We start from the raw sequence: 24113 nt of genomic DNA on the forward strand, positions 1-24113 counted from the left end.
TCAACGAAGCGTTCAGCGGAGGAAATGAAGATGGCCACGATCGCATTCATCGGTCTCGGCAACATGGGCGGCCCCATGGCCGCCAATCTGGTCAAGGCCGGCCACAAGGTCGTTGCTTTCGACCTCGCCGAGGCCTCCCGCAACCAGGCCAAGGCCGATGGAGCCGGCATCGCCGAGAGCGCCGCTGGCGCCGTGAAGGGCGCCGAGGTGGTCATCACCATGCTGCCGGCCGGCAAGCATGTGCTCGGCGTGTGGGGCGAGGTCGTCCCTGTCATGACCAAGGGCGCACTGATCATCGACTCCTCCACCATCGACGTCGAGAGCGCGCGCCAGGCGCATGCGCTGGCGGCCAAGCACGGGGTGCTTTCGGTCGACGCTCCGGTCTCCGGCGGCACCGGCGGCGCCAAGGGTGCGACGCTCACCTTCATGTGCGGCGGCGAGGACAACGCGTTTGCAGCGGCAAAGCCCGTGCTGGAGAACATGGGCAAGAAGATCGTGCATTGCGGCGGTGCCGGCGCGGGCCAGGCGGCAAAGATCTGCAACAATATGATCCTCGGCATTTCCATGATCGCCGTGAGCGAGGCGTTCGCGCTGGCCGAGAAGCTCGGGCTCTCGCATCAGGCGCTGTTCGACGTCGCCTCGACCTCGTCGGGCCAGTGCTGGTCGCTGACGACCTATTGCCCGGTGCCCGGGCCGGTGCCGACATCGCCCGCCAACAACGACTACAAGCCGGGCTTTGCCTCCGCGCTGATGGTGAAGGATCTGACGCTGGCGCAGGACGCCGCCAAGGCCGCGGGCGCGGCGACGCCGCTCGGCAAGCATGCGCAGGAGATCTATCAGTCATTCGACGCAGCCGGCCAGGGCGGGGTGGATTTTTCCGGAATTATCAAGCACGTTAGGAGTCTAGCCGGGAAAGCTTGATGACGACATTTCAGGAAGCGCGCGCGTTTCTGCTTCACAACCGCACGGACTACGAGACAGCGGTCAAAGACTTCCGCTGGCCCGATCCGGTTCCCTTCAACTGGGCACTCGACTGGTTCGACGCCGAGCTGGCGGCGAATGCGGACAGCAAGGATCGTCCTGCGCTCTGGATCGTCGATGCCGCGCAGGACCGGCAGACCAAGCTCTCGTTCGGAGCTTTGTCGCGCCGCTCCAACCAGGTCGCGAACTTCCTCCGCGCGCAGGGCCTGAAGCGCGGCGACCATCTCCTGCTGCTGCTCGGCAATGTCGTTCCGCTGTGGGAGACGATGCTGGCCGCAATGAAGCTCGGTGTCGTCGTGATTCCCGCAACGACGCTGCTCACCGCCGACGAGCTCCGCGACCGGCTCGATCGCGGCAAGGCGAAGGCGGTGGTGGCAGCGCAGGACCAGGTTGCGAAGTTCGCAAGCCTTGGCGCCGACAATATCGTCCGCATCGTCGTGGGCGAGGCCTCCGATGGCTGGCTTTCCTATGATGAGGCGGCAATGGCGTCGGAGAGCTTTGCAGCCGACGGTCCGACCAACGCCGACGATCCGATGCTGCTCTATTTCACCTCGGGCACTACGGCAAAGCCAAAGTTGGTGCGGCACAGCCAGCGCAGTTATCCCGTCGGCCATCTCTCGACCATGTACTGGATCGGGCTAAAGCCGGGTGACGTCCATCTCAATATCTCTTCGCCCGGCTGGGCCAAGCACGCCTGGAGCTGCTTCTTCGCGCCGTGGAATGCAGGCGCGACCGTGTTCGTGGTCAACCAGCCGCGCTTCGATGCCAAGGGCCTGCTTGCCACCATCGGCCGCTGCGGCGTCACCACGCTGTGCGCGCCGCCGACGGTGTGGCGGCTGTTCATCCAGGAGAATTTGGCGTCGTTCAAGGTGGCCTTGCGCGAGGTCTGCGGCGCCGGCGAGCCGCTCAATCCTGAGGTGATCGACCAGGTGCAGGCCGCCTGGGGCCTCACCATCCGCGATGGTTACGGGCAGACGGAAACGACGGCGCTCGCCGGCAACTCGCCGGGGCAAAAGATCAAGATCGGCTCGATGGGCCGGCCGCTGCCGGGCTATCGCGTGCAAGTCAGCGACGCCGATGGTCATCCGGCCAAGGAGGGCGAGGTGGCTCTGGTGCTCGGCGAAAACCGCCCCGCCGGCCTAATGCAGGGCTATCAGGGCGACGACGGCGGACTATCCGGCGCCGAAGGCGAACTCTATCGCAGCGGCGACGTCGTGTTCGAAGACGACGATGGCTATCTCACCTTCGTCGGCCGGTCCGACGACGTGTTCAAATCCTCCGACTATCGCATCAGCCCGTTCGAGCTCGAGAGCGTGTTGCTCGAGCACGAGCTCGTCGCGGAAGCCGCCGTCGTGCCAAGCCCGGATCCGATCCGGCTCGCGATTCCCAAGGCGTTTGTGCTGCTGACATCCGGCGCGGAGCGCTCGCCGGAAACCGCGCTCTCCATCTTCAAGCACCTCCACACGCGTCTTGCGCCGTTCAAGCGCATCCGCCGCCTCGAAATCGTCACGGAGCTGCCGAAGACGATCTCGGGAAAGATCCGCCGCGTTCAGCTCAGACGTCTCGAGCGCGACGACGATCGCAACGATCCCCTGCGCGGCCGGGAATTCCGCGAAGAGGATTTTCCGGAGCTGTCGAAAACACGGAGCGAGACCTAAGTGAACGAAATCTGGAAGAAGCCGCCGATTGCGCTGGAGGCCTATCAGGCCATGGTCGGCAAGGAGATCGGGGTGTCGTCGTGGCACCTGGTCGATCAGCCCCGCATCGACACCTATGCCGACGTGATCGAGGATCACCAGTTCATTCACGTCGACCCGGAGCGTGCGAAGAAGGAGACGGCGTTCGGCACCACGATCGCACACGGATTCCTGACGATGTCGCTGCTGTCGATCATGTCCTACGAGGTGATGCCCGTCATCGCGGGCACCACGATGGGGGTCAATTACGGTTTCGACAAGCTGCGCTTCATCTCGCCGGTGCGCTCGGGCAAGCGCGTTCGCGGCCGTTTCGTGCTGGCGGAAGCCAAGCTGCGCAAGCCTAATGAATTGCAGTCCCGCACCAACGTCACTGTGGAGATCGAAGGCGAGGACAAGCCCGCGCTGGTCGCAGACTGGCTCGGGTTGATCTATTTCGCCTGACGCTAACAGTTTTTGCCGGGCTTGACCCGGCTCCCCAACGCTGCTCAAAACTTGTCCAAATCGGTGCGCTCGACCCCTCTCCCCTTGTGGGAGAGGGTGCCTCGCGGAACGCGAGGCGGGTGAGGGGTCTCTCTCCGCGAGCACATCCGTTGTGAGAGACCCCTCATCCGGCGCCGTAGCCAACGCTACGCGTTGGCGTTTTAACCAGGAACGGCGGCCGTTGGCCGCCTATGCCACCTTCCCCCACAAGGGGAGAAGGAAGAAGAAGCAGGAACTGCACTCATGGCAATCAGGTTCGACGGACGCGTCGCCATCGTCACCGGCGCGGGCAATGGTCTCGGTAAGGCGCATGCGCTGGGATTGGCGAGCCGCGGCGCCAAGGTCGTGGTCAACGATTTCGGCGGCGCGCGCGACGGCAGCGGCGGCTCGCTGTCGCCGGCGGAAGCCGTGGTCGAGGAGATCCGTAAAGCGGGCGGCACCGCCATGGCAGATGGCGCCGACGTCTCCAATTTCGAGCAGGTCACGGCGATGGTCGAGCGCGCCACCAAGGAGTGGGGCAGCGTGGACCTCTTGTGTGCCAATGCCGGCATTTTGCGCGACAAGTCGTTTGGCAAGATGGAAGCGGCCGATTTCCAGAAGGTGCTCGACGTGCACCTCGTCGGCACCTTTTATTGCTGCAAGGCGGCCTGGGCCGGCATGCGCGATCGCAACTATGGCCGCATCGTGCTGACGACGTCGTCCTCCGGCCTCTACGGCAATTTCGGCCAGGCCAATTACGGTGCGGCCAAATCCGGCATGGTTGGCCTGATGAACGTGCTGGCGGAGGAGGGCCGCAAGACCGACATTCGCGTCAACATCATCTCGCCGACGGCGGCAACCCGCATGACGGAAGAGCTGCTGCCGCCGCAGGCGCTGCAGTTGATGAAGCCGAACGCGATCACGCCCGCGGTCGAGTACATGCTGAGCGAGGACGCGCCGACCCGTACCATCATGGGCGCCGGCGCCGGTTCCTTCGCGGTGATCAAGATTGTCGAGAGCGAAGGCATCAACCTGCCGGAGTCCGAGTGGACGCCGGACGCGGTCGCGGAGCATTTCGCCGAGATCAGCGACATGTCGAAGGCGAAGGCGCTGCAGGGGGCTTTCGAGCAGACGCAGAAATACGTGGCGCAGGCCGCTGCGCGTGCCGGGGTAAAACTCTGACAGCCGTCGCCGTCATTGGCGCCGGCCCTGCCGGGCTGATGGCGGCAGAGGTGCTCGCGCGAGCCGGTGCTCGCGTCACCGTCTACGACGCGATGCCGTCCGCGGGCCGCAAATTCCTGATGGCCGGCCGCGGCGGGCTCAATCTCACCCACAGCGAACCGCTGCCGCAGTTCATCACACGCTACCGTGAGGCGGCGCAGAGGTTGCAAGCGGCGATCGAAGCGTTCCCGCCTGACGCGCTGCGCGCGTGGAGCGAGGCGCTGGGCGAGCCGACCTTTGTCGGCTCCAGCGGGCGTGTGTTTCCGAAGGCGTTCAAGGCCTCACCCCTGCTGCGGGCCTGGCTACGACGGCTCGATGCCGCGGGCGTGCGCTTTGCGTTTCGCCAGCGCTGGATGGGCTGGGACGGGGACGGACGACTGGTCTTTGACACACTGGGCGGCGGCGCCACCATCGCCGCGGATGCGACAGTGCTGGCACTCGGCGGCGCCAGCTGGCCGCGACTAGGCTCCGATGGCGGCTGGACGACGATCCTGGCCGACAAAGGCGTTGCGATCTCGCCGCTGCGGCCGGCGAACTCCGGCTTCACCGTGGCATGGTCCGAAATCTTCCGCGCGCGCTTCGAAGGCCAACCGCTCAAGGGCATCACGCTGTCCTTCGGCCCGCACCGCGCGCGCGGCGAGGCGATGATCACAAGCGGCGGGATCGAGGGCGGGGCGATCTATGCGTTGTCGGCCGAACTGCGCGAGGCGATCGCGGCGAACGGCGAAGCGGTCCTGCAGGTCGGTTTGCGGCCGGATATCGATCATGGCGAACTCGTCAAGCGCCTGTCCGCTTCGCGCGGCAAGCAATCGTTCTCCAACTTCCTGCGCAAGGCTGCGCAGCTGCCGCCCGTTGCGGTCGGGCTGTTGCAGGAAGCCGCCATCGGTGCTCGCCAATCGTTGTCGGCAATGTCGGCTGAACGATTGGCCGAGCTCATCAACGCGGTGCCAATCAAGCTCACGGGCGTCGCGCCAATCGCGCGCGCGATCTCCAGCGCCGGCGGGATTTCCTTCGATGAACTCGACTCGGACTTCATGATCCGCAAGCTGCCGGGCGTGTTTGCAGCCGGTGAGATGCTGGACTGGGAGGCACCGACGGGTGGCTATTTGCTCCAGGCCTCGTTCGCGACGGGGGCTGCGGCGGCCAGGGGCGTGTTGCGACGGCTCGCCCTGAAGGACGGGTAGAGCGCACGCTCCACCCATCCCACGGAGCCCTACCGCAGCTTTCCCCGTGCCGCCACCGGCAGTGTGCCGATGATCTCCTCGCCGCGCACCATCACGACTTCGTCCATCATGTTGACGACGACGCAGACGTGATTGGGCACGATGCGGACCACGTCGCCGACATTGGGCCGGGTGTTGCTGCGGGAGAGGTCGAGGAAGCCGTGCTCTTCGGCGAAGCGTGCGATCTTCGCTTCGGGGTGCTCCAGGATGAGGCCGTGGCCGTCGAGGCCGCCGGTGTCGGTCGTCAGCGTCTTCGAGCCGGCGTCCAGAATGCCGCGCTCAGGTGCAGCGCGGCTCACCACGGTCGAATAGATGTGCAGCGCGCAGTCGTCCCAGGTGGCGGAGCCGGCGGCGACCTGCATGCGGTCGTTGTAGATGTAGGTGCCGAAGCGGTGCTCGGTGCCGCCCTTGAGCTTGCCGATATTCTTCAGGTTCGGCGTTCCGCCGGTCGAGACGATTTTTGCATCCAGCCCGTGCGCGCGCACGCCAGCCAGAGCTTCGTCATAGAATTTTTGCGCGTCCGCCCAGCCAGTCTCGGTCGGATACATCATGAAGCCGGCGAACTCGAGCCCTTGGGACGCGGCGATTTCGCGCGCTAACGCGATTGCCTCGACGGGCGTCTCGACGCCGGCGCGCTTGCGGCCGGTATCGCATTCGACCACGACCGACAGCGGTCGGCCCGAGGCCGCGGCGGCCTTGGGCAGGCCGGCAACGACGGTCGAATTGTCGGCGGCGACCGTCATGTTGGCCTTCGCCTGCAGCGCCCCTAAGCGCGCCATCTTCTCTTCGCCGAGCAGATTGTAGCTGATCAGGATGTCGTCGATCCCGGCATTGACCATGATCTCGGCTTCACCGAGCTTCTGGCAGGTGATGCCCTTCGCGCCGGCCGCGATCTGCATCTTGCCGATCGTCGGGTTCTTGTGCGTCTTGATGTGGGGACGGTTGGCGATCCCGGAGTCATCGCAGGCCTTCTGAATCCGGGCGATGTTGCGCTCGACCTTGTCCATGTCGATGACGGCACAGGGGGTGCCGTACTCACGGGCGATCTTGGCGGCAAGGGTCGTTGTCATGGAAGTCTCTGAGTTGGCGCGCATTCCGTTTGCAAAAGCGGTGCCCACTTTTGCGAAATGCACGCTAGGCCTGTTCAATCTCTTCGCGCCGCACTTCTAGCTCCAGCCATTTGTCTTCGGCCTCGGCCAGCTCCTTTTGCGCCTTCGTCAGAGCGTCGGAGGCCTGGTCGAAGCGCTTGCGATCCTTGCGGAAGAGATCGGGGTCGTCAAGGAAGCGCTGCTGCTTGGCGATCTCGGCCTGCAGCTTGGCGATGGTCTTGGGCAGCGTCTCCAGCGCGTGTTGCTCGTTGAAGGTCAGCCGTCGTCTCGCGACGCCGGAAGGCGCGGCTGATCGCTGTTCTCTCGTCTCTTCGACGGCCTTCGCTGTCGCGCGCTTCACGTCGGCGCCGCGCTGGGCCAGCATGTCGGTATAACCGCCGGCATATTCGAGCCAGCGTCCGTTGCCCTCGGGCACGATCACGGACGTCACCACGCGGTCGAGAAAATCGCGATCGTGGCTGATCAGGATCACGGTGCCCTCGTAGTCGCTGAGCATTTCCTCGAGGACGTCGAGGGTCTCGAGGTCGAGGTCGTTGGTCGGCTCGTCCAGCACCAGGAGGTTGGAGGGCTTCGCCAGCGCGCGCGCCAGCATCAGCCGGCCGCGTTCACCGCCCGACAGCACCTCCAGCGGCGTGCGCATCTGTTCCTGGGCGAACAGGAAGTCTTTCATGTAGCTGACGACATGCTTCGGCTTGCCGCCGACCATGACATGGTCGCCGCGGCCGCCGGTGAGCGCCTCGGCCAGCGTCGTCTTGGGATCGAGACTTTCCCGATGCTGGTCGAGCGTCGCCATCTCGATGTTGGCGCCGAGCCGTATGCTGCCGCTGTCCGGTGCGCTGCCGCCGGTCAGCATCTCGATCAACGTGGTCTTGCCGGCGCCGTTCGGGCCGACGATGCCGATGCGGTCGCCGCGCTGGACGCGGATCGAGAAGCCGTCGACGATCTTTCGCTCGCCATAGGACCGGCTGATATTCTTGGCCTCAATGACGAGCTTGCCGGATTTGTCGGCTTCGGCAGCCGCGAGGTTGGCGTTGCCCGTCGCGCCGCGATGCGTGCGGCGCTGGTCGCGCAGCGCGTGGAGATTGCCGAGCCGCTTGACGTTGCGCTTGCGGCGGCCCGAGACGCCGTAACGCAACCAGTGCTCCTCGTTGACGATCTTGCGGTCAAGCTTGTGCTGGTCGCGCTCTTCCTCCGCGAGCACCTCGTCGCGCCAGGCCTCGAAGGCACTGAAGCCGCGGTCGATCTGCCGGATCTGGCCGCGGTCGAGCCAGGCGGTGCTGCGCGAGAGATTGCCGAGGAAGCGCCGATCGTGGCTGATGATCACCAGCGCGCAGCGGCGGCTCTCCAGTTCGCTCTCCAACCATTCGATGGTCGGAAGATCCAGATGGTTGGTCGGCTCGTCCAGCAACAGGATGTCGGGCGAGGGCGCCAGCACGCGCGCCAGCGCGGCGCGGCGCGCTTCGCCGCCGGAGACATGTGCCGGATCTTCTTCGCCGCTGAGACCGAGCTGCTCGACCAGATAGCGCGCCTGATAATGGTCGTCGCCGGCATTGAGGCCGGCCTCGACATAGGCCAGCGTGGTGGAGAAACCGGAAAAATCCGGCTCCTGCGGCAGGTAGCGAATGGTGGCGCCGGGCTGCACGAAACGGCTGCCGCCATCCGGTTCGACCAGGCCGGCGGCGATCTTGAGCAGCGTCGATTTGCCGGAACCGTTGCGGCCGATCAGGCAGACGCGCTCGCCGGTCGAAACCGACAGTTCGACGCCCGCCAGGAGCGGTGTGCCGCCAAAGGTCAGCTTGATATCGCGCAGTTGAATCAGCGGTGGCGCCATGCGGTGTCTCAGTCCTGTCTTGTTGCGGCCTGATCGGCGCGGCGGCGCTGGATGCGGCGGATGGTCTGGTCGAGCGTCGACAGAAACGTCGAGCGGTCGCGCGGTGAATACGATTTCGGACCGCCGGTGACTTCGCCGGCCGAGCGCAAATCGGTCATCAGGTTGCGGACCGCCAGCGTCATCCCGATCGATTCCTCGGTGAACGCCTTGCCGTTGGATGCAATCACATCGGCGCCGGCCTTCACGCAGCGGCTCGCGAGTGGAATATCCGAGGTAATGACGATATCGCCGGGCCCGGCGCGTTCCGCGATCCAGTCATCGGCCGCGTCCATGCCGGCACCCGCGGCGACCCGCTCGATCAGCGGATCCTGGGGCACGCGGATGAAGTTGCCCGCGACCACGCTCACGGGCAGGCCGTGCCTTCCGGCGACGCGATAGATCTCGTCCTTCACCGGACAGGCGTCGGCGTCGACATAGATGCGGGTGGTGTTTTGAGGGTTCGTCATTGTCCGTAGATGGGGCTTGCGAAGCGGTTTCGCAGCAGCCGCGTGGTACCCCATTCGGGCCGCAAAGGCGAGGGGATTGACCCCGGTTCCTCAGGGCCTACGATCGGCCCGAAACAACAAGAATTTGGGGAAAGCCAAGCCATGCCGAACCGGCTCGAAACCTATCGCGTCGAGGCCTACAACACGGCCAAGCAGTCCGAAAATAAGATGCATGACGACAATGTGGCGCGCCGCTTCGGCTTTTCCGGCGGGCTGGTCCCCGGCGTCGACGTCTTCGCCTACATGATGCATGTGCCGGTGGCGCGCTGGGGCCGCGATTTCCTGTCGCGCGGGTTGATCGAGGCGCGTTTCATCAAGCCGGTCTATGACGGCGAGACCGCCGATGTCGATGCGACCGAACACAACGGCCTGCTCACGATCGAGGTGTTCAGCCGCACCGAGCTCTGCGCGACGGGGACGGCGTCGCTGCCGGCGATTGCGACTGCGGTGTCGTTGAGCGACTATGTCGAGGTCCCCGCGATTGCCGAGCGCAAGCCGGTCAGCTCGGCAACCTTCGACACCGGTAAATGGTTCGGCACGACGCCGCGCCGCTGGGCGGGGCAGGATGCAGCCGACTACCTCGCCGACATCCGTGAGGCCGATCCGATCTTCGCGCGCGAGGGGCTCGGCCACCCCGGCCTGATTCAGCGCGTGATGAACCGCGTGCTGGTGGACAACACGATCCTCGGGCCCTGGATCCATGTCGGCAGCCGCATGCAATTGCTGTCGGCCGCACGCGCCGGTGACGAGATCACCGCGCGGGCAAAAGTCACCGCGAATTACGAGAAGAAGGGCCACCGCTTCGTCGAGCTCGACGCGCTGGTGGTCGCCAACGGCACGACGCCGCTGGCGCACTGCCAGCACACCGCGATCTACCAGCCGCGCGAGCAGGCGGCGGCGTAGAGCGCGGGCGAAGAGAGGCAAGTACACGGCTCCAAGCTCGGTGTCATGCCCAGCGAAGGCGGGGCATCCAGTACGCCGCGGCTTCTCCGTAAATCACTGCCGCCTCAGAGTACTGGATCGCCCGGTCGAGCCGGGCGATGACAGTGAGCTTGTGGAGGCAGAAGGGCAGCGCTACGCCGCTTTCCCCTTGGCCTCCTGGATCGCCCGCCACACCCGCTCCGGCGTCAGCGGCATGTCGATGTGCTTGATGGCGTAGTCGGAGAGCGCGTCGATCACCGCGTTCACGACCGTTGACAGGCTGCCGGCGCAGCCGGCCTCGCCGCAGCCCTTGCTGCCGAGCGGATTGGTCGTGGCCGGCACCGGGTGGTCGCCGATCGTCATGTTCGGAACGTCCTCGGCGCGCGGCAGAGCGTAGTCCATCAGCGAGCCCGTGATCGGCTGGCCGCTTTCGTCGTAGCGGACGTGCTCCATCAGCGCCTGGCCGATGCCCTGGACGACGCCGCCATGGAGCTGGCCCGCGACCAGCAGCGGATTGATCACCGTGCCGAAATCGTTGACCGCGCTGTAGCGCACGATCTGCACGACGCCGGTCTCAGGATCGATCTCGACCTCGGCGACATGGCAGCCGTTCGGGAAGGCCGAGGGCACCGGTTCGCTGGTGTGATCGACGTCGAGGCTGTCGGGCACGCCTTCCGGCGTCTTGCCGTCGTGCAGGCGCTTGGCGAGCTCCATGATGTCGATGCTGCGGTCGGTGCCGGCGATCGTAAAGCTGCCGCCCTCGAATTCAATGTCGGCTTCGGATGCCTCCAGCATGTGCGCGGCGGCGCGCTTGCCCTTTTCGATCACGAGCTTGGCGGCGCCCACGATCGCCATGCCGGTCGCGGTGATCGAGCGCGAGCCGCCGGTGCCATTGCCGGTGTGCACGATGTCGCTGTCACCCTGCACCAGCTTGACGCTGTCGAAGGGGACGCCGAGCTGCTGGCAGAGCACCTGCGCGAATGCGGACGCGTGGCCCTGACCGTAGTCGAGCGTACCGGTGATGAGCTGCACGGAGCCATCGGGATCGAACACGATCTTGCCGAGCTCGACGCCGGGAGGTGCGGTCACCTCCAGATAGGAGCCGACGGCGATGCCGCGCAACTTGCCGGACTTCTTGCTCTCCTTCTTGCGCTTGGCAAAGTTCTCGTGGTCGGAGATTTCGAGCGCCTTGTTGAAGACAGCCTGGAAGTCGCCGCTGTCGTAGGTGACGCCGGAGGACGCGGCGAACGGCATCTGGTTCTGCTTGATGAAGTTGCGCTTGCGCATCGTCAGGCGGTTGATGCCCATCTCGTCGGCGGCGCGGTCGATCAGCCGCTCCATGTAGTAGTTGGCCTCGGGCCGGCCGGCGCCTCGATAGGCGCCCATCAGCGTGGTGTTGGTCAGCACCGTCTTGATGTCGACGGCCATCAGCGGTGTGCGATAGACGCTGGAAAAGTTCTTGCTGGTATTGAGCGAGAGCGGACTGGGCGCGACCCCGGTGATGTAGGCACCGAGATTGCCGTAGCCCCATAGCTTGGCGGCGAGGAAATGCCCCTCGGCGTCCAGCGCGAGCTCCGCGTGAATCTTCTGCGCACGGCCGTGGCTGTCGGACAAGAAGCTGGTCGAGCGTTCGTCGAGCCATTTCACCGGCCGTCCCAGTTCCTTGGCCGCGTACAGGATGCACATGTACTCGGGATAGTTGACGTTCTTCATGCCGAAGGAGCCGCCCACATTGGCGGTGAGGATGCGCACCTTCTCGTTCGGCACCTTCAGGTTCTTGGCGAGGTTGGCGCGGTTGCCGGCGACGCCCTGCGTCGGCATCTGGATGGTGTAGCGCTCGGTCTTCTTGTCGTAGGAGGCAAGGCCGACGCGCGGCTCCATCGAGACCACGGCGACGCGGGTGTTCTCGATGTCGACCTTGGTCACGTGAGCGGCGCTGGCGAAGGCCGCATTGACCTTCTCGATGTCGCCATAGTGGTAGTCGAGCGCGACATTGTTCGGGATGTGGTCGTAGAGCTGCGGCGCGCCGGGTTTTGCGGCTTGCTCGGGATCGGTCACCGCCGGCAGCGGCTCGATATCGAGCTCGACCGCCTCGGCCGCGTCGCGCGCCTGGGCTAGCGTCTCCGCCACCACGAAGGCGACGGGATCGCCGACGAAGCGGACCTTGTCGGTTGCGAGCGGCTGGCGGTTGGTCTGGAGCAGGGGTGAGCCGTCACGGCTCTTCAGCGGCAGGCCGCAGGTGAAGGGGCCGTAGCCGGCCGCATCGAGGTCTTTGCCGGTCCACACCCCCAGCACGCCCGGCATCGCCCTGGCGGCGTCGATGTTGATGCCGCGAATGACGCCGTGGGCATGGGTCGAGCGGACGATCACGGCATGGGCCTGGCCCGGCAGGTTGAAATCGTCGGTGTAGCGGCCCTTGCCGCGCACCAGGGTATCGTCCTCCTTGCGGCGGACCGGCTGCCCGACACCATATTTTTGCAGTGCAATAGCGTTTTCGAGCGTGGAGGATTTGGTGTGTTCTTGCATGGAATTGACCTGAAAAGCCGGCAAATGCGCGGTTTGGGGGGCGCCTGGGGGACCGGACCCCTCAAAAATAACCCACCGGCCCGTTCACGACAACGCACGAATGGGCATGGTCCCATGTGATGCGTTGTTGCGCAGGATTGGCGCGCTGCTAATGTTTCAGGCGAAAAAGCAATTCCAGATCGGCCCAATCGGCCGCGGAAAGACAGTTTGTATGAATGACCACACGCGGCTCCGCGACGGCCTTGCGCCGCACGGTGAGCTGGGGTCGATGGCGGCGGCGTTCGCCACTGAACCGGCCGTCGGCGCGCAAGCGCCGGGAACCGGTGTCTACGCGGCGCTCGACCTCGGCACCAACAATTGCAGGCTCCTGATCGCCTGTCCGACCCACGACGGCTTTCGCGTGGTCGATTCCTTCTCGCGCATCATCCGGCTGGGCGAGGGCGTCTCGGCAACCGGGTGCATCAGCGAGGCTGCGATCGAGCGCGCCATCGTGGCGCTCGGCATCTGCCGCGACAAGATCAACCTGCGCAAAGCGCGGCGGCTGCGGCTGATCGCCACCGAAGCCTGCCGCGCCGCCTCGAACGCAGAGGGCTTTCGCAGCCGCGTCGCTGCCGAGACCGGGATCGAGCTCGAGGTGATCGACCGAGAGACCGAGGCGGCGCTCGCCGTGCTCGGCTGCTCGCCGCTGGTCGATCCCAGGGGACGCGGCGCGATCCTGTTCGACATCGGTGGCGGCTCGACCGAGCTGGTGCGAATCGAACGCGACGCCGCAAATCCGGAGCCGCGCATCAAAGCCTGGATGTCGATTCCGTTCGGTGTGGTCACGCTGGCCGAGCAGTTCGGGGGCCGCGACGTGACGCCCGAGATCTACGCCGCGATGGAGCGCGAGGTCGCCCATCACATCGCGCCGTTCGCCGAACAGCATGGCGGCGATCTCACTGATATGCATCTGCTCGGCACGTCAGGCACCGTGACGACGCTCGCGGGCATCCATCTCAATCTCGCGCGCTACGATCGCCGCCGCATCGACAGCGTCTGGATGAACGATACCGACGTCACCGCGACCATCAACAAGCTGCTCGGCATGAGCTACGAGGAGCGTGCCGCGAACAGCTGCATCAGCGTCGAGCGTGCTGATCTCGTGCTGGCCGGCTGCGCCATCCTCGACGCGATCCGCCGCGCCTTTCCGCTGCCACGCCTGCGCGTCGCGGACCGGGGCTTGCGCGAAGGCATGCTGGTCGAGATGATGCGCGAAGACGGCGCGCTCAGGAGCTGGTGAGATGGCCAAGGACACCACCGGCCGCTTGCACGTCCAGGTCAAGACCCACGGCAAGCGCAAATTGTCGTCGAAGCTGTGGCTGGAGCGGCAGCTCAACGACCCCTACGTGGTGAAGGCGAAGGCGCTGGGCTATCGCTCGCGCGCCGCCTTCAAGCTGCTGGAGATCGACGACAAATACCGGCTGCTCAAGCACGGCATGGCGGTGGTCGATCTCGGCGCTGCGCCGGGTGGCTGGAGCCAGATCGCCGCCAAGCGCGTTGGCTCGGTCGACGGCAAGGGCAAGGTCATTGCGATCGACCTGCTGGAAATCCCCGAGATTGCCGGCGTCGAGTTCGCACAGCTCGACTTCATGGACAATGACGCGCCGGACAAGCTCAAGGCCATGCTCGACGGCGGCGCCGACATCGTAATGTCCGACATGGCTGCCAACACCACCGGTCATCGCAAGACCGACCAGCTTCGCATCGTCGGCCTGATCGAGACCGCCGCCGCGTTTGCCTGCGACGTGCTGAAGCCGGGCGGGACCTTCCTGGCCAAGGCGTTCCAAAGCGGCGCCGACGCCGAGCTGCTCACCCAGCTCAAGCGCGATTTCGCCACGGTGCGTCACGTCAAGCCGGCCGCGAGCCGTGCGGATTCCTCGGAGCGCTATGTGCTGGCGACGGGATTTCGGGGCGGAGCGACGGAATAGCAACAACGACGAGAAGAGAGGCTACCCCAGCCGCTGATCCCGCACGTCCTGCGTATCCTCGGTTGCGGCCTTGACGGCCGCCTTGGCCGCGCCCTTGCCGGCACCCTTGCGGCTTGCGATCTCCACGGCCTTGCGGCCGGAGACTTCGTGGCCGGCATCGGCGGGCATCTGCCAGAAGAACCAGCTCGACGCCGCCGAGGTCAAGGCGACCACGAGGAAGGCCGGCGCGAACACGCTGGCGTTGAGCTCGCTGGCGTGGCTGAGCCACATCGTCGTCTCCACGGAGGCGGCGCCGACGGCGACGCCGGCCGAGACGGCGAGCTGCTGGTTGACGCTGACGAGCGTGGTGGCGCGGCTCATCTGCGCCTGCTCGACCTCGGCATAGGCCACCGTGTTGATCGCGGTGAACTCGAGTGAGCGGAAGAAGCCGCCAACCACCAGAATGATCATGATGATCAGCAGCGGCGTCGTCACGGTGAAGAGCGCACAGGCGGCGAGGAAAACTGCACTGATGATCGCGTTCATCGTCATCAGGTTGCGGAAGCCGAAGGCGCGGATGATGCGCGCGGCGAGCGCCTTCATGCCCATGGCGCCGAGCGAGGAGCCAAACGTGACGAGGCCGGACTTGAACGGCGAGAGGCCGAAGCCGATCTGCATCAAGAGCGGCAACAGGAACGGCAGCGCGCCGATGCCGAGGCGGAACATGAATCCGCCGAGAACGGCCGCGCGCAGCGTCGGCAGCCTCAACAGCGTGAAGTCCAGCACCGGTGACCCCGTTCGCCGCGCGTGAAGGACATACAGCGTCATCGAGATCGATCCGCCGACGACCAGGGCGGCAACCGTGCTCCATGGCAGCAGATTGAGTCCGGCAACCGACAGCCCGAAGGCGATGCCGGCGAGCCCGAGGCCCGCGAGCACCATGCCGTAGAGGTCGAACGGCTCTCGTTCCTCGCTCTTGATGGGATCGATGAAGCGCAAGGCCATGAAGATGCCGAGCAGCCCGATCGGGATGTTGATCAAGAAGATCCAGTGCCACGACGCGTAAGTCGTGATGAAGCCGCCGAGCGGCGGCCCGATCACGGGGCCGATCAGGGCAGGAACCGTCACCCACGCCATGGCATTGACCAGCGCGCTCTTGTCGACCGACCGCAACAGCACGAGGCGCCCGACCGGCGTCATCATCGCCCCGCCCATGCCTTGCAGGATGCGCGCGAATACGAAATCGGTGACCGATGACGAGAGCGCGCAGCCTACCGAGCCGACCATGAAAACGCCGACGGCAATCGCAAACACCATGCGCGCGCCGAACCGGTCGGCGGTCCAGCCGCTAGCCGGGATGAATACCGCAAGCGACAGCAGATAGGACGTGATCGCGAGCTTGAGCGTTAGTGGGCTGGTGCCGATGTCGGCCGCAATCGCGGGCAGCGACGTGGCGATCACCGTCGAGTCCATGTTCTCCATGAAGAGAGCAGTGGCCACGATCAGCGGAATGATGCGTTGCTTGTCGACCATGATGGATTGGTAATGGACATCGGAAGGAAGGGCGCGGATTGCGGCTTATCACCGCCACCGGGCCGCGACCATTGCGGATCGACGCATGGCACCTAAATCCTGAGTGACCCCGGGTGGGTGCGCCCTTCACCGGAGATCACGATGATCGGCCGGCACGGGGGGACGCCGTTCACCAGTAGGAGGCACCGCGAGGCTATCCCCCGCTGAATTTGCCCAAAAAGCCTGTGCATGGCTGGCCGGCGGTCCGAATTGCTTTGATTCGTCGCCCGCCCGTGCTATCGACCCGCGTCAACCCCACCGATGGGCTCCGATTCTCCGGCGTTGCCGCAAGGTACGCCGAGGGCGGCGCTCATCCATAGCTATTTGCGGCAGGGCCGCGGAAGGAGTTGGCACATGGCCACGGTGCAACAAGGCATTCGCGAAGCCCTCACATTCGACGACGTGCTGCTGAAGCCGGGCCTGTCGGACGTCATGCCGGGCGAGGTCGACATCCGCTCTCGCGTCACCCGCGCCATTCCGCTCAACATCCCGATCATGGCCTCCGCCATGGACACGGTCACCGAAGCCCGCATGGCGATCGCCATGGCGCAGGCCGGCGGCATCGGCGTCATCCATCGCAATTTCGATCCCGAAGGGCAGGCCGCCCAGGTTCGGCAGGTCAAGCGCTACGAGTCGGGCATGGTGGTGAACCCGCTCACCATCAGCCCCGACGCCACGCTGGACGACGCGCTCAAGCTGATGAGCGATCACGGCATCTCCGGCATTCCCGTCGTCACCGGTGCGGGCAAGTCCACGCCGGGCAAGCTGGTCGGCATCCTCACCAACCGCGACGTCCGCTTCGCCACCGACCGCCAGCAAAAAATCTCCGAACTGATGACGCATGAAGGTCTCGTTACGGTGCGCGAGAATGTCAGCCAGGACGAGGCGCGGCGGATGCTGCATCAGCACCGCATCGAGAAACTGCTCGTGGTCGACGAGCAGTATCGCTGCGTCGGTCTGGTCACCGTGAAGGACATGGAGAAGGCGGTCGCCCATCCGCTGGCCTGCAAGGACGCGCAGGGCCGCCTCCGCGTCGCCGCCGCCACCACGGTCGGTGACAGCGGCTTCGAGCGTACCGAGCGGCTGATCGACGCCGGCGTCGATCTCGTCGTGGTCGACACCGCGCACGGCCATTCCCGTCACGTGCTCCATGCGGTCAACCGCATCAAGCGCCTGTCCAATTCCGTGCAGGTCGTTGCCGGCAACGTCGCGACCTCCGAGGGTGCGCAGGCGCTGATCGATGCAGGCGCGGACTGCATCAAGGTCGGCATCGGCCCGGGCTCGATCTGCACCACGCGCATCGTCGCCGGCGTCGGCGTTCCCCAGCTCACCGCGATCATGGATGCGGTCGAGGCGGCGAAGAAGTCCGACATCCCCGTCATCGCCGACGGCGGTATCAAGTTCTCCGGCGACCTCGCCAAGGCGCTCGCTGCCGGTGCCGACATCGCGATGGTCGGCTCGCTGCTCGCCGGCACCGACGAGACGCCAGGCGAAGTGTTCTTGTGGCAGGGCCGCTCCTACAAGGCCTATCGCGGCATGGGTTCGCTCGGCGCGATGGCCCGCGGCTCGGCCGACCGCTACTTCCAGCAGGACATCAAGGACACGCTCAAGCTCGTGCCCGAAGGCATCGAGGGCCAGGTGCCTTACAAGGGCCCGGTCGGCAACGTCATGCACCAGCTAGCCGGCGGCCTGCGCGCCGCGATGGGCTATGTCGGTGCAAAGGACATGAAGGACCTGCACGACAAGGCCCAGTTCGTCCGCATCACGGGCGCGGGCCTGCGCGAAAGCCACGTCCACGACGTCACCATCACGCGCGAGGCGCCGAACTATCCGGGCGGGGGTTAGGCGCTCCACATTCCGCTGTCATGCCCTGGCTCGACCGGGGCATGACAGCGCCTGTTGGGTTTGCTTCATTCCCATCCACCTCCTAAATGATTGCGACAAAGCAATCTGGAGGAAGCCATCATGTCCCAAGGCAAACGCATCGTTCTCGCCGCGCGTCCCGTTGGCGAGCCAAAGCCGTCCGATTTCCGCATCGAGGAATTCGCGGTTCCTACGCCTGCCGCAGGCGAAGTCCTGCTGCGCACGATCTGGCTCTCGCTCGATCCCTATATGCGCGGGCGCATGAGCGACGGTCCGTCCTACGCAACCCCGGTGCCCGTCGGCGGCGTGATGGAAGCCGGTACGGTCTGCGAGGTCGCAGCCTCCAACAATCCGAACTTCGCCAAGGGCGACATCGTGCTCTCGCGCGCGGGCTGGCAGACGCACGCGATCTCCGACGGCAAGGGGCTGAACAAGATCGACCCGAAGCTCGCGCCGATCTCGACGGCCGTCGGCGTGCTGGGCATGCCCGGCATGACCGCCTACACGGGCCTGCTCGATATCGGCAAGCCGCAAGCAGGCGAGACCGTCGTCGTCGCCGGTGCCTCCGGTGCGGTCGGTTCGGCCGTGGGACAGATCGCGAAAATCAAGGGCGCACGCGCGGTTGGAATCGCCGGCGGCAAGGACAAATGCGATTACGTCGTGAAGGAGCTCGGCTTCGATGCCTGCATCGATCACCGCGATCCCGATCTGGCGGCGAAGCTGAAGGACGCCTGCCCGAAGGGCATCGACGTCTATTTCGAGAATGTCGGCGGCGCCGTGTTCGAGGCTGTGTTCCCGCTGCTCAATGCGTTTGCGCGCGTACCCGTCTGCGGCCTCATCGCCCATTATAACGACACTGAAGCGAAGCCGCCGAAATGGGCCGCCAGCATGATGCGCGCGACCCTGACCAAGCGCTTGACCTTCCGCGGCTTCATCGTCTCCGACTTCGCCTCCCGCCATGGCGACTTCCTGCGCGACATGTCCGGCTGGGTCCGCGAGGGCAAGGTCAAGTACAAGGAGTTCGTCACCGAGGGCCTGGAGAGCGCGCCCGACGCCTTCATGGGGCTTCTGAAGGGGGCCAATTTCGGCAAGCAGCTGGTGCGGGTCGGGCCGGATAGGGCTTGATCCGCCGTTCTCGGCCCCTCGGGAGCCGGTATGGTTAACAAAGAGTGACCGATCGGCCACACCCGCCCGTAAAAGCCGCAGGTGTGACCGTCGGTTCATTGACGGGCAGGCGAAGGCATTGAATCATTGCGCATATTTCAGGTGCGATGATGTTAGAGCTTGTTGTTTTCTGCGTAATCCTGCTGGCCGCCGGTTATTGGGCGACGATGTTTGTCATGGGCCGTCGCGACGACGTTATCCATGGCAAGTTCGTTCACACCGAGGACGCTGGCGCGTTCCCGCAATCCGCGATGCCCGCGCCGCCATTCCCCAAGCGTCCGGTCAAAGCCGCGCGGCCTGCCAATGTTCAGCCCGCCAACACCGGGGCCAAGCCGGTGAACAGCGACGCGCTGCAGTCCTTGCTTGCAGCGATCCAGCAGGATCTCAAAAGCGTCGCTTGAGCAGCCATGGGAAGCGCTAATGCTCGCCGTCCATCTGGGCGAGCAGCTCCTCGATATCGATGTCGACCTGGCCGGCGGCCCTGACGTGGCGAACCTCGAAGCCGTCGGGCTGGAAGCGGTACTCCACAAGGCCGACCTCCTTGATCGCGATCCGGTCCTGGCGCGCATCGTTGATCTTGAAGCCGGCCGACGGCGCCCAGACGTGGCGGGTGTGGCGCCAGGTGAAGTCGCGCCGCTGGTGCACGTGACCACTGGCGATGATGCGCAGGTCGACATGTGCAAACATCTCGATCAGCCGCGCGCGGGCCGGCTGCGGCACGTAGCGGATCGACGTCTCCGGCGTCTCGGGGTCGTCGGGCCCGTTGAGAAATACCGGCTTGTGCACGAACAGCGCGATCGGCTTGCCGTTCGCGCGCGAAACTTCCGAGGCGAGCCAATCGAACTGCTCGGCCTCGAAGGCGAGCCCTGAATTCATCACCAGCGAGTTGAGGCCGATGAAGCACCAGCCCGCGGCCTCGAACGACCAATGGTCCTCGCCGATGATCTCGCGGAATTGCTGGCGATGGGCTTCCGCGACCGGCGGCTTCGGCGCAGGGCCGATCGCGGTCGGATTGTCGCCGATGTCGTGATTGCCGGGGATGTAGCGGCAGGCGACGGGCAGGGCATCGTGCAGGCCCTTGGCGAATTCGACATCGTCGCGACTGGTCGGCCCGTCGAACGAGACGTCGCCGGTGTTGACGACGAGATCGGGCCTATCGGTGTCGATATGCGCGCTCAGCGCCTGGAAGTTGGCGATCAGGCCGGGGAAGCGCCGGCCGAGATGGGTGTCGGAGATCTGCGTCAGGCGAAATACGGACATGGATTGATCATAAGCGCCGCCCGACGTCGGAACGATGACGGCGCACCCGCGGTCAGCGATCGAACAATGTTTAAAGCACGCGATAGCGGATCGTGTAGGCGTCCTGCGGCGCGACCGGGCTTGCCAGCGGCGAGGCGATGCGATCGGCGAGGTGCCAAGGACCGAATTGAGGACCGAATTGAGGACCGAACTGAGGACCGAACTGCTCGGAGCGATGCGGCTCGGCGGGCAGGCGGAGGCGAAATTCGAAGGTGCCCTTGCCTGGCAGGTTCACGACCAGCACGCGGTCCGCAGTGCGGTGGTTGAGCACCACCGCGCCGCGCAGCACGGAGCGGCCATCACCGAGCTCCCGCACGCCCTCGACCAGTGCCAGCGTCTGGTTTCGGTCGGTATGCAGCTCAATCTGGGTGTCGGACGCCGCCGCCAAGGTCTCCTTGGGCATGCGGATCTCGAACTCGACCGCGGGTTTTGACGGATTGAGGCCGAGATAGGCCAGCGCGGCATGGCGCATGTCGTAGGCGGCAAAAGCGAACAGAGCGAGGGCGGCGAGCGCAGCGAGGCCATGCCTGAGGACATCGCGCCAGGTCCGATAGCTCATGCGGAAGTAGACCGTCATCGCCAGCGCCACCGCGAGCGCCGTCGCGATGCCTGCCAGCGCCGACATCAGGATGCCGAACTGGCCGTCGGCCGACTCGGTCAACGCGCCGCTCAGGCTGGCGAACTGGCTGAAGAGGGTGTTCATGGCGGTCTCTCGCCTTGCGCCCCCGAGGGGCCAAAATCGCTTTAACTGTCGGCAGTTGGTCGCCTCATCGGGAACGCCGGTTCAACTCGTTGATTGTCAGGACCAGCGGTGACCGCTAAGGGACGCTAGCTGTGCCTTCCGCCGGATGGGAAAATCCCGGGAAATTCCGATGTCCATTCAAATGGTTTTGCTGCCGGTCTTCGTGCAGGTCGGTCTCACCTTCGCGCTCCTGATCGCCATGGCGATGGGACGCCGGCGCGCGCTCGTCTCCGGCGAGACCAAGAGCCGCGACGTTGCGCTCGGCGAGCCCAACTGGCCCAAGGGCGCCACACAAATCGCCAATTGCTACCGCAACCAGTTCGAGCTGCCGGTGCTGTTCTACGCCCTGATCGCGCTGGCGCTCCCGTTGCGCCATGCCGATCTGTTCATCGTGCTGATGTCCTGGGTGTTCGTGGTGACGCGCTTCGTCCATGCCGGAATCTTCGTCTCCTCAAACAATCTTGGCCGCCGCTCCACGATCTGGCTCGCCGGCGTGCTTGTCCTGCTCGCGATGTGGATCTACTTCGCGTTGAAAATGCTGTTGCTGATCTAGGCGCTACTCGCCGATCCTGATCTGAAAGATTCAAATGACTCCCGCTGCCCGGCTGTCCGCAGCCATCGAACTGATCGACACCATCGAGAAAGACCGCGTGCCCGCGGCCAAGGCGCTGAAGGAGTGGGGCACCGCGCACCGCTTCGCCGGCTCCGGCGACCGCGCCGCCATTGCCGGCCTCGTCTGGGACGTGCTGCGCCGCTATGCCTCGAGCGCCTACCTGATGGATTCCGACACCGCGCGTGCTCGGCTGATCGGCATGCTTCGCCTCGAGCGCAACATGGATATCGCGACCATGGCCGCGCTGTTCGACGGCAGCCGCTTTGCTCCGGCGCCCTTGACCGAGGCCGAGCAGGCCGCGCTCGCCTCGCGGTCGCTTCAAGGTGCCCCGGCCGCGATCGCCGGCGACTATCCGGAATGGCTGGATCCGTATCTGGCAAAGGCGTTCGGCGACGAGCGCGTCGCGGAGGCGGCCGCGATGGCGAGCCGGGCGCCGCTCGACCTGCGCGTCAACACGCTAAAATCCAATCCCGACAAGGTGCTGGGGGCGCTTGCTCATCTTCATGCGAAACCGACGCAGTGGTCCACAACCGGGCTGCGCATCGAGCTTTCGGCCGATGCGCGCAACCCCGGCATCCAGGCCGAAGAGGATTTCATCAAGGGCGCCATTGAAGTGCAGGATGAGGGGTCGCAGCTTGCAGCTGCCCTGACCGCGGCAAAACCCGGCGAGCAGGTGATCGATCTCTGTGCGGGAGCCGGCGGCAAGACGCTGGCGCTCGCCGCGATGATGCAGGGCAAGGGCCGGCTGATCGCGACCGACAGCGACAAGCGGCAACTTGCGCCCATTCACGAACGACTGTCGCGCGCCGGCGTCCACAATGCCGACGTGCGCACGCCCAAGGGTGAGGCCGATCCGCTGGCCGAGATCAGCGCCACCGCCGACCTCGTCGTGATCGATGCGCCCTGCACGGGAACCGGAACCTGGCGCCGCAACCCCGATGCCAAATGGCGCATGCGCCCCGGCGCGCTGGAGATTCGCTTGCGGGACCAGACCGAGGTGCTCGAGCGCGCGGTTCCGCTGGTCAAGGCCGGCGGCCGCATCGCCTACATCACCTGCTCGGTGCTCTCAGAGGAGAACGGCGAGCAGGTGAGGGCGTTCATCGGCCGCCATCCCGAGTTCGCGGTGGTGCCGCCCGAGCAGACCGCGAGCGTGCTCTGGGACAAGGCGGAGGAGTTTGCGCAAGCCGCGCTGCAATCGCCGGAAGGCTGGCTGATGACGCCGCGGCGGACGGGGACGGACGGGTTCTTCGTCTCGGTCTTGAAGAAGGCGGGTTGATCTCACGGTCATTCCGGGGCGCCCGCAGGGCGAGCCCGGAATCCATCGCTCGGCAGTCTCCGCGGCCGAATGGATTCCGGGCTCTCGCTTCGCGAGCCCCGGAATGACGGGATCCCAAACAAAAACCCCGCGAACCGGAACCCGGTCGCGGGGTTTTCTAAGTCTGCGTTCTGCCGGTACGTCCGTGGTCAGAACGGTGCGCGGGCTTTAGCCGACGCGGAGATTGTCGGCCGAGGACTTGCCGCTGCGACGATCGGCGACGATGTCGAACGAGACCTTCTGACCTTCGTTGAGGGTCGAGAGGCCAGCGCGCTCGACAGCGCTGATGTGCACGAACACGTCCTTGTCGCCGTCATCCGGCTGAATGAAACCAAAACCCTTTTGATTGTTGAACCACTTCACGGTGCCCATAGCCATGGGGATTTCCTTTGCTTAAGAAGTTAACACGCGGACCGGTACGCACTATTGCGCCCATAATCCTGATCAGTCGATGTTGGAGAAATCATCTGAAGCGTGCGCGCCCGTCAGCAACGAAGCGAAGCGGCCCAGTCGTTCGGCCAAGTATCGATGATCACAATATAGCGAGATTTTGGGGCCACTTCAAGGCACCACCCGCCGCTCGGGATGTCGCCGGATTTTGCTATTTTGCGGTGCAAATTAACCCTTCCGGGGCGCTCAATCGACGATAAACAGCGTCGCCCCCGTCGCCGTCGAGGACCGGTGCGCGGCATCGCCGAAATCCGAGACCTGGTAGCTCATCCCCGCCGTGAGCTTGAACTTGCGGCCGTCGCGCAGCTCGCTGTCAAGCTCGCCCTGCAGCACGTAGAGCACGTGGCCGCGGTCGCACCAATGATCGGCGAGATACCCCGGCGTATACTCGACCATCCGCACCCGGAGATCGCCGATATTGAGCGTGCGCCACTGCGCTTGCCCGGTCTCGCCGGGATGGATGGTCGGCTCGACCTTGCTCCAGTCGGTGACGGTGAAGGGGGAGGTGGGAAGCTTCATGCTGATGTCCTGTTGGTGCCGGCGGCGGTGTTGTTAGCGTATGCGCCCGCCACAGTCTCCGTCATTGCTGCGCCCGCACTGAAGCGCTTGGGGCATGCTCGCGCCTAACTCTCGCTG

At 65.4% G+C, this 24113-nt stretch carries 22 protein-coding genes; 13 read left to right on the forward strand and 9 right to left on the reverse strand.

The features are described 5' to 3' along the window. The first annotated feature begins 30 nt into the window (after positions 1-30). The 5 genes from mmsB (at position 31) to AC0L3C_RS16460 (ending at position 5542) form a co-directional block, all read left to right on the forward strand. On the forward strand, positions 31-921 hold the full coding sequence (gene mmsB / locus AC0L3C_RS16440; protein WP_473408477.1) for a 3-hydroxyisobutyrate dehydrogenase: 891 nt from the start codon (positions 31-33) through the stop codon (positions 919-921). After that, on the forward strand, positions 921-2639 hold the full coding sequence (locus AC0L3C_RS16445) for an AMP-binding protein (RefSeq protein ID WP_473408478.1): 1719 nt from the start codon (positions 921-923) through the stop codon (positions 2637-2639). Before mmsB ends, AC0L3C_RS16445 begins: the two co-directional genes overlap by 1 nt. Beyond that, complete coding sequence (locus tag AC0L3C_RS16450; protein WP_473257409.1) at positions 2640-3119, forward strand: MaoC family dehydratase; 480 nt, start codon at positions 2640-2642, stop codon at positions 3117-3119. A gap of 282 nt (positions 3120-3401) precedes the next feature. Further along, a complete protein-coding gene (locus AC0L3C_RS16455; RefSeq protein WP_473257404.1) occupies positions 3402-4319 on the forward strand; it encodes an SDR family NAD(P)-dependent oxidoreductase in 918 nt (305 codons plus the stop codon). Further along, positions 4316-5542, forward strand: a complete 1227-nt coding sequence (locus AC0L3C_RS16460) for a BaiN/RdsA family NAD(P)/FAD-dependent oxidoreductase (RefSeq protein WP_473258365.1) — start codon at positions 4316-4318, stop codon at positions 5540-5542. The genes AC0L3C_RS16455 and AC0L3C_RS16460 overlap by 4 nt, the downstream gene beginning before the upstream one ends. A 29-nt stretch (positions 5543-5571) precedes the next feature. Here the strand turns inward: AC0L3C_RS16460 and AC0L3C_RS16465 are convergent, their stop codons facing one another. The 3 genes from AC0L3C_RS16465 to AC0L3C_RS16475 all read right to left on the reverse strand — a co-directional run bounded on the left by AC0L3C_RS16465 (position 5572) and on the right by AC0L3C_RS16475 (position 9027). Beyond that, positions 5572-6651, reverse strand: a complete 1080-nt coding sequence (locus AC0L3C_RS16465; protein WP_473257401.1) for a D-TA family PLP-dependent enzyme — start codon at positions 6649-6651, stop codon at positions 5572-5574. Between the two features lie 64 nt (positions 6652-6715). After that, positions 6716-8521, reverse strand: coding sequence for an ABC-F family ATP-binding cassette domain-containing protein (locus AC0L3C_RS16470; RefSeq protein ID WP_473257398.1), 1806 nt, complete (start codon positions 8519-8521; stop codon positions 6716-6718). Between the two features lie 8 nt (positions 8522-8529). Then, positions 8530-9027, reverse strand: coding sequence for a YaiI/YqxD family protein (locus AC0L3C_RS16475; RefSeq protein WP_007609125.1), 498 nt, complete (start codon positions 9025-9027; stop codon positions 8530-8532). A 141-nt stretch (positions 9028-9168) separates the two neighbouring features. Between AC0L3C_RS16475 and AC0L3C_RS16480 the strand changes: the two genes are divergently transcribed. Beyond that, positions 9169-9969 (forward strand): hypothetical protein, encoded by an 801-nt coding sequence (locus tag AC0L3C_RS16480; RefSeq protein WP_473408479.1) that lies wholly within the window; start codon positions 9169-9171, stop codon positions 9967-9969. A 171-nt stretch (positions 9970-10140) separates the two neighbouring features. Here the strand turns inward: AC0L3C_RS16480 and AC0L3C_RS16485 are convergent, their stop codons facing one another. Next, positions 10141-12513 carry a xanthine dehydrogenase family protein molybdopterin-binding subunit gene (locus tag AC0L3C_RS16485; RefSeq protein ID WP_473408480.1) on the reverse strand — a complete coding sequence of 791 codons (2373 nt, stop codon included), beginning with the start codon at positions 12511-12513 and terminating at the stop codon, positions 10141-10143. Between the two features lie 211 nt (positions 12514-12724). Here AC0L3C_RS16485 and AC0L3C_RS16490 point away from each other — a divergent pair, with 211 nt between their 5' ends. Both AC0L3C_RS16490 and AC0L3C_RS16495 read left to right on the forward strand, forming a co-directional pair. Continuing rightward, positions 12725-13792, forward strand: coding sequence for a Ppx/GppA phosphatase family protein (locus AC0L3C_RS16490; RefSeq protein ID WP_026233757.1), 1068 nt, complete (start codon positions 12725-12727; stop codon positions 13790-13792). Between the two features lies 1 nt (position 13793). Continuing rightward, on the forward strand, positions 13794-14480 hold the full coding sequence (locus tag AC0L3C_RS16495) for an RlmE family RNA methyltransferase (RefSeq protein ID WP_473280942.1): 687 nt from the start codon (positions 13794-13796) through the stop codon (positions 14478-14480). Positions 14481-14501: 21 nt separating this feature from the next. On the opposite strand, the gene AC0L3C_RS16500 is transcribed toward AC0L3C_RS16495, so the two are convergent. Continuing rightward, entirely contained in the window at positions 14502-15992 is a 1491-nt protein-coding gene (locus AC0L3C_RS16500; protein WP_473257388.1) for an MFS transporter, read from the reverse strand. 393 nt (positions 15993-16385) lie between these two features. On the opposite strand from AC0L3C_RS16500, the gene guaB reads away from it, so the two are divergent. The 3 genes from guaB to AC0L3C_RS16515 all read left to right on the forward strand — a co-directional run bounded on the left by guaB (position 16386) and on the right by AC0L3C_RS16515 (position 19459). Further along, complete coding sequence (gene guaB / locus AC0L3C_RS16505) at positions 16386-17876, forward strand: IMP dehydrogenase (protein ID WP_473408481.1); 1491 nt, start codon at positions 16386-16388, stop codon at positions 17874-17876. A gap of 120 nt (positions 17877-17996) precedes the next feature. Further along, entirely contained in the window at positions 17997-19019 is a 1023-nt protein-coding gene (locus AC0L3C_RS16510; RefSeq protein WP_473257386.1) for an NADP-dependent oxidoreductase, read from the forward strand. A gap of 149 nt (positions 19020-19168) precedes the next feature. Next, on the forward strand, positions 19169-19459 hold the full coding sequence (locus tag AC0L3C_RS16515; RefSeq protein WP_473257384.1) for a hypothetical protein: 291 nt from the start codon (positions 19169-19171) through the stop codon (positions 19457-19459). A gap of 16 nt (positions 19460-19475) precedes the next feature. Here AC0L3C_RS16515 and AC0L3C_RS16520 read toward each other — a convergent pair whose 3' ends face one another. Both AC0L3C_RS16520 and AC0L3C_RS16525 read right to left on the reverse strand, forming a co-directional pair. Beyond that, entirely contained in the window at positions 19476-20318 is an 843-nt protein-coding gene (locus AC0L3C_RS16520; protein ID WP_473408482.1) for a metallophosphoesterase family protein, read from the reverse strand. A gap of 70 nt (positions 20319-20388) precedes the next feature. Further along, on the reverse strand, positions 20389-21060 hold the full coding sequence (locus AC0L3C_RS16525; RefSeq protein WP_473408483.1) for an acriflavin resistance protein: 672 nt from the start codon (positions 21058-21060) through the stop codon (positions 20389-20391). A gap of 169 nt (positions 21061-21229) precedes the next feature. On the opposite strand from AC0L3C_RS16525, the gene AC0L3C_RS16530 reads away from it, so the two are divergent. Together AC0L3C_RS16530 and AC0L3C_RS16535 are read left to right on the forward strand one after the other, a co-directional pair. Continuing rightward, positions 21230-21652 (forward strand): MAPEG family protein, encoded by a 423-nt coding sequence (locus AC0L3C_RS16530; RefSeq protein ID WP_473257380.1) that lies wholly within the window; start codon positions 21230-21232, stop codon positions 21650-21652. Between the two features lie 34 nt (positions 21653-21686). Next, positions 21687-22988, forward strand: a complete 1302-nt coding sequence (locus tag AC0L3C_RS16535; RefSeq protein WP_473408484.1) for an RsmB/NOP family class I SAM-dependent RNA methyltransferase — start codon at positions 21687-21689, stop codon at positions 22986-22988. A gap of 207 nt (positions 22989-23195) precedes the next feature. On the opposite strand, the gene AC0L3C_RS16540 is transcribed toward AC0L3C_RS16535, so the two are convergent. Both AC0L3C_RS16540 and AC0L3C_RS16545 read right to left on the reverse strand, forming a co-directional pair. Then, positions 23196-23405, reverse strand: coding sequence for a cold-shock protein (locus AC0L3C_RS16540; RefSeq protein ID WP_007592195.1), 210 nt, complete (start codon positions 23403-23405; stop codon positions 23196-23198). 258 nt (positions 23406-23663) lie between these two features. Next, a complete protein-coding gene (locus AC0L3C_RS16545; RefSeq protein WP_219683300.1) occupies positions 23664-23996 on the reverse strand; it encodes a DHCW motif cupin fold protein in 333 nt (110 codons plus the stop codon). Positions 23997-24113: the final 117 nt, after the last annotated feature.

This window comes from Bradyrhizobium sp. WSM4872 (assembly GCF_055811715.1).